At 49.0% G+C, this 6,475-nt stretch carries 3 protein-coding genes; 1 reads left to right on the top strand and 2 read right to left on the bottom strand.

What is annotated here, in order from left to right; all coding sequences use genetic code 11:
- Positions 1-408 precede the first annotated feature (408 nt).
- Together VN105_RS28190 and VN105_RS28195 are read right to left on the bottom strand one after the other, a co-directional pair.
- The gene (locus VN105_RS28190; protein ID WP_325646560.1) at positions 409-2,982 is read right to left on the bottom strand and encodes a hypothetical protein; all 2,574 of its coding nucleotides are present in this window, start codon (positions 2,980-2,982) and stop codon (positions 409-411) included.
- A 165-nt stretch (positions 2,983-3,147) separates the two neighbouring features.
- A complete protein-coding gene (locus tag VN105_RS28195; RefSeq protein ID WP_325646562.1) occupies positions 3,148-3,435 on the bottom strand; it encodes a hypothetical protein in 288 nt (95 codons plus the stop codon).
- Between the two features lie 222 nt (positions 3,436-3,657).
- On the opposite strand from VN105_RS28195, the gene VN105_RS28200 reads away from it, so the two are divergent.
- On the top strand, positions 3,658-6,342 hold the full coding sequence (locus tag VN105_RS28200; RefSeq protein ID WP_325646563.1) for a PQQ-dependent sugar dehydrogenase: 2,685 nt from the start codon (positions 3,658-3,660) through the stop codon (positions 6,340-6,342).
- The last annotated feature ends 133 nt before the right edge of the window (positions 6,343-6,475 follow it).

Here is a 6,475-nt window from a genome sequence, read left to right on the forward strand (position 1 = left end):
CAGGATTACGCTGATTTTGCTGATTAGACTGATTTTATTTTTTGGATTTTTTTTGATTTTGGGAGATGTTGAATCTTCGGGTTTCCACTTTTGATAATGGGATTTCCTGGTACCTTCCTGTATGGATACTTCCGGTTTCTACCGCATATAATTTAGATATACGCAGTATATTACCCATATTTAGCGCAATACGGCACAACTATAGGTTAATTTTGTGTCATCATATAAATATAAAGGAAGATGCATTGCACCTGTGTGAGCTATTGCTTATTCACAGCCCCAATCCCGGCAGATCCGACATCTCCCAAAATCCAAAAAATCCAAAAAATAAAATCAGTCTAATCAGCAAAATCAGCGTAATCCTGCTCCAAGACAAAATCCGCGTGTTCGCCAACGGCGAACCTCCGCTTATTTATCCCCGGAATAGGCCGTGAACGACTGCGGGAACTCCTCTCCGTACATGTGCAGATACTCTTTCGCGAATTTGTTGAACGCGGCTTTGGCGAGTGAGTGGCGGCCAAGAGCAACGAGGCTGCTGCATTTCATGCGGAGCGCTTCTTCGTTTACGGGATCGAAAAGGAAGATGCTGTCTGCTATTTCAATGAGCAGTTCGGGATCTGCATTAAACTGGTTGGCTGCTTCGGTGAGAATATCGAGGGCTACGCCTGAAATTTCGGACTGGATATCTTCCAGCCAGGTATAGTTGGCATCAGGGAGGAAGGAGCCCCGGTGAAGGATCTTCAGCAAACTGCGGACAGATTGTTTTTGCAGGGGGCGCGGTGCATGCAGCAATTGCTGGAACCCGGCCAGGTCCATGTCGATGTCATCTGCAGTATACTGGAGGCTCCAGCGGTCGGCTTCTTTTACAAAGGCGCAGGCGCCCAGCTTATCAAGTATGGCTTTCAGCTTCACCATATTCACCGAGCGGTTGTTTTGCGCTTCCTTGCTTGACTTATCGCGCCAGAGGGTAGCATAGAGCCGGTCGGACGAAATGCCTTTTCCGGAACGGATGGTATTAATGGCTATGAGAAGGAATAACTCCTTTAACAGCGGGGTAAAGAACCTGGTGATGTCCTGTCCTTCTTTGTCCAGCACCTCAAACGGACCAAAGAAATAGATATTGCCTTTCTTTTCAGCAATGATCTCTTCCGGTACGGTTTCGTCGGTAGTGGTTTCGGGTATCACCACGGGCAGCGGCGGCAATGACGCTGTTGAAGCAGCTGGTGCAGCGGCAGCCGGAGTAGCTGCCGTAGCGGTGGCTGGCTGTGGTGCAGCTTTTTTACGGCGGCGCAGCAGGAATATGCCAATACCCGCCAGAGGTATGAGCAGCAATAAATACCATGCGGAGATGCCCCTCAGTCCGGAGCTTTCCGCCAGTACGGTATCAGGCGGGAACTCCAGCGTATATACTTTTACGGTGGTGATATTGTCTTTTGAAGTATAGAGGGTTACGGCCACCAGTTTTTTACTGTTGCGGCAATAATAAAGGTCGGCGAACGACTTGATATCATGAAAAGAATAAGGGATAGCATCCGCCAGGGGTTTTAGTCCTGGCCCCTTCAGGGAGCCTTCCACCAGTTGAAGGCTGGTATTGAATTTATCATCCGGGAAGATGAGAGCGTAATAATTTTGGGTAGCCGGGTCTATGACCAGGCTGTTGGCAAAGCAGAACTGCGCGGGTGGTTCTTCCAGTTGCAACACTTTATGAAACGAGTGATCTTTTACATAAAAGGCCAGGAGGTCGTAATAGTGACGGGGATTTACCACCTGGTTGCCGCTGTTGCTGCCATAGCCGCCGAGAATATAGGCGGTGTCGCCATTTTCCGTAGCGCCGGTGGCGGCCAGGTACCTGGGGGTAAGTCTCTCGCCGGTGGTGGGGATAGAGTCCCATTTGCCGGTGCCGAACTGGTAGCGCTGCACGGTGTTCTTATACTGCAATTGCCCGTATCCGCAGAGAATATAAAGAGACGAGTCCAGGCGGGAGATAAATTTATTGGCCTGCCAGTAAACGGTGAGCAGATCAGGCGTATACCGGATATCCCATTTCCGGGTAAGCGAATCATAGGATCCTGCTTTTTTCTGATCGATATAAAAGTTGAAGAGTTTATTCAGGAAAGGGTTGTACACCGACTGGTTCCCGGGCATCAGGCTATCCAGCCGTTCGGAAAGGCGGACGCCCTGCTCCTGTTCATTTTTAAAAGAGATGTTATATAAAGAATCGGAGGATACAATATAGAGCACTTCCTTTTCCCGGTCGAACGCCACACTGGGCGTACCACTAATTTCCCAGCTCTGGAGCAGGCTCCAGTTGCGATGCCGGGGCCCTATCCAGTTGGCATTGCGGATCACGGCGGTTTTACCTTCCTGCCGGTCGGTAGCGGTGTTGCCCTCGTTTTCGTTGAGCGGCCAGTTATACCTGGTATGTCCTCCTTCTTTCACCACTATATTGCGAAGGTTCATAGGCGGAATATCTACCGTTTGAAACCCTTCATAGGTGTTGGTACCAAAAAATACACGGGCACAAACCGGGTTGCCCAGTTTTGCCTGGCCTTTGGCAACAAATTTATTATTAACCGATATGGTGGCTTCGTTCTGCGCGGGGTCGAACTGGATAGCAATATGGGTCCATCCGCCGTAAAGGGCGATAGAATCAATGGCGAACGCCCTGGAAAAGCTTTCCCCAATGAGGAAGTTAAAAGTGCGTTCCCGCTGGTTATATACCAGGTCTATATTCTGATTATTGGCAGCAATGATCCTTAATACGTAACCGAAATAAGTTTCTTTATAGGGAAGTAAATTGAGGTCGAATGATATTTCGCCGCTCTTCTTGAAACACAGGGGACCGGATGAAGTTAAATTCAGCGTTGTTCTCCTTTCCTGCACCACTTCATGACTAGAAAAGCGTAATCCATAGGACTGAGCATAACCAGCATTTGTAACCAGATGAACAGATAAAAATAGTAAAAGGATAAATTTCCACATACTCCGCTAAAAAACTAAAATAACTGTTTGTTTAATACTTATCGATCTAACGCCACGTGGAATATACAAATAATAAACAAATTAGTGCTTTTTTATGGCCTAATAATCAATGACAAATGTAAATTATACACCCTAAGTTGGCTATCTGCCGGCGTCTGCTGACAGCTATTTTAAAAACTGGCTTACCAATAATTCCCATTCTTCTTCCTGCGTACCCGGGGGCATGGTGGTTCCTGCCCGGCGATACCAGTAGTCGGCGTTTGCCCTGTCTCCCTCTACCCTGTGCAGGTAGGCATGCACCCTTGCAGCTTCGGCTCCCGGCAGGTCATCTACCAGGTCGTGCGCCTTTTTCCAGTTACCCTTTCCTTCATACCAGAGGGAATCGAGGTATACCGACATATTTTTGGGTGGATGCGCCTCCTGTAAGGATTGTTTGAATTTGTTTAAATCCATCTTTAAAATTTACCAGCCTGAATAATGTGGGCCTCAAATATACGGAAGCAGCGCAAAAAAAGCCAAACCTTCCTTTTTTTCTGGTACTAAATTCACCGTTGCGAAGAGGAGGTAAATACGAAGTGCCTATCCGATATTGTTTCCTTTCATACATTTTCACGAAAAAAAGATACAATATTCTATTATTTTGTGTCCCGCTAATCAAATCTATAATCATATTACATGAGTGGACAATTCAAATTATGCACGCAGACATTACCGGCCTTGTTTATTGTCGGAATGACACTAATCATGCAGGGATGCGGCGATCATTCAGCGCAAAGCAAATCGGCCAAAGTTCCGGAAGACAACCGCTTTACCAAAACCATCCTTTCCAACGACCTGAACGAACCGATGGAACTGGCCGTTGCCGCTAATGGAAGCGTATATTTTATTGAACGCAGTGGCAAATTGTATCACTACGATCCTGCTACCCAGGCCACCAAAGTCGTATATACGTTCCCGGTACTCCCCGATACCAAGGAAGGATTTGGGAATGGATTGCTGGGCGTTACCCTGGATCCGGGTTTTGAAAAAAATCATTACATCTACTTTTATTATACCCCCAATAAGGTACCGGCAGCGCAACAGGTATCCCGCTTTACCATGGAAGGTAAAGATTCCCTCCTCTTATCTTCTGAGAAGGTATTGCTGACCATTCCGCTGGAACTGGAAGTGAGCGCGCATACGGGCGGCTCGCTCGACTGGGACCGTAACGGCAACCTCTTTATTTCCACCGGCGATAACACGGTGCCCTTTGCCTCCAACGGTTATGCGCCGATAGACACTATTCCCGGCCGCATTACCTTTGACGCAGAACGTTCTGCCGGCAACACCAACGACCTTCGCGGGAAAGTGCTGCGTATCCATCCCGAGCCGGATGGCAGCTACACCATTCCTTCGGGTAACCTGTTTCCTAAAGGCACCGCCAACACACGCCCTGAAATATATGCGATGGGTTGCCGCAACCCTTACCGCATGTCGGTAGACACAGCCACCGGCATCGTATACTGGGGCGAAGTAGGCCCGGATGCAGGCCAGGACAGCGACCAGGGCCCGCGCGGCTATGATGAGATCAACCAGGCCAAAAAACCGGGCAACTTCGGTTGGCCCTTCGTGGTAGGCGATAACAAAGTATATCCGCAATACGATTTTGCCACCAAAACCATTGGCGCCCCCTTCAAAGCAGAAGCCCCGGTAAATAACTCCCCGCATAATACCGGCCTGAAAGTATTGCCGCCGGCGCAAAAAGCCATGATCTGGTACCCCTACGATTCTTCTTCCGTATTCCCGCAACTGGGCAATGGCGGACGCTGTGCCATGGCCGGACCGGTATATCATTACAACAAAGCCACCGTTACCCCTACGGGCTTGCCCGAATGGTACGATAACGCCCTGTTCATTTACGACTGGATGCGTAACTGGGTATATGCCGTGCGGCTCGACAGCCAGTATAACTTTAAATCGATGGAACCTTTCATGAAAACAAACGGCGATTTCAGACGCCCGGTAGACATGGCCATCGGTAAAGGCGGCGACCTTTATATCCTGGAGTATGGCTCCGTGTATGGTATTGACAATGATGACGCGCGACTGGTACGCATTTCCTACAATGGCGGTAACCGCGCTCCTGTAGCCGCTATCACAACGATAGACACCGCAGGTACGGCGCCCATGAAAGTGAACTTCAGCAGCAGGGAAAGCTACGACTTCGACGAAGGACAAGCATTGAAATACGAATGGAACTTTGGCGATGCCACTGCCGCTGTCACCGATTCAGCCCCCGTACATACCTACGAAAAGAACGGAGTATACCATGCCATCCTGAAAATAACTGATCCGGAAGGCGCCAGCAGTACGGATACCATCACCATACGGGTAGGCAACACCGTGCCGGTGGTAAAGATCACCACTACTGATAACAGCACTTTCTATTTTGATAACAGCCCGCTGCATTACACAGTAACGGTTACCGATAAAGAAGATCCTGCTATCAATAATGAACAACTGATGATTGGCCTGCATTACATTCCGCGCAGCAAATCGAAAGCGGAAAAAGGCCACCAGCTTATTACCACAGTACCGGCGCATCCCGGCAAGGTGCTGATGGAAGGCAGCGATTGCAAGGCCTGCCACCAGCTGGATAAAGCCTCTGTGGGGCCAGCCTTTACACAGGTAGCCAAACGCTATGAGAAAGATCCCAAAGCCCCTGCTTATCTTGCCAACAAGATCATTAAAGGTGGCGGCGGCGTTTGGGGCGAGCATTCCATGGCGGCTCACCCGCAGCTGTCTGTAGATGACGCGGGACAAATTGTAAAATACATTCTCTCGCTGGCCACACAACAGGCGGGAGGCAGCCTGCCTGCTTCCGGCGCCGTAGCACTGAAAGATCACCTGGGCAAAGAAAAATACGGCAATTATATACTGGCAGCTACCTATACAGATGGCGGCGGTAACGCCTCTCCGCTCAGCGGCAGTGAACTGTTGCTGCTCCGCTCCCTCCGTGTTCAGGCAGAAGATGCAGACTCCATTCAAAACATCGGACGCTCATCAGAACACCTGGGATCCATCCATAACAAATCGTTCTTTGTATTCAGGAACATCGACCTGAAAGGCATCCACAAAGTAACGTACCGTTATTCATCGCTCGACAAAGACGCCGTACTGGAAATCCATACCGGCAGTTCAACCGGCCCTGTGATCAGCAAGCTGGCGTACAAGGCAACGGGCAACTGGAACAAATTCATAGAGGTAACGGTGCCGGTACAGGACCCCGGCGGCAAAAACGATCTTTACTTCGTATTCAGTAAAGACCAGCAACCCGACCAGCATCTGTTTACACTGGACTGGCTGGAGTTTAAACCGTAATGCAGCGGATTTTGTCTGACTCGCTGGTTTTTATGATTTCGCTGATTTCGCTGATTTTATTTTTTTGGATTTTAAAATTGATTTTAAAAGATTCGGGGAGATATGAGCGGTTATTTATATCCGCTTATATCTC

It is taken from the genome of Chitinophaga sp., from assembly GCF_035564935.1.
Classification (GTDB): Bacteria; Bacteroidota; Bacteroidia; order Chitinophagales; family Chitinophagaceae; genus Chitinophaga.

What these genes read in the sequence shown, in the direction of transcription:
- VN105_RS28195 (WP_325646562.1), bottom strand. Translation starts at nt 3,435, where the DNA reads ATGGATTTAAACAAATTCAAACAATCCTTACAGGAGGCGCATCCACCC.
- VN105_RS28200 (WP_325646563.1), top strand. Translation starts at nt 3,658, where the DNA reads ATGAGTGGACAATTCAAATTATGCACGCAGACATTACCGGCCTTGTTT.
- VN105_RS28190 (WP_325646560.1), bottom strand. Translation starts at nt 2,982, where the DNA reads ATGTGGAAATTTATCCTTTTACTATTTTTATCTGTTCATCTGGTTACA.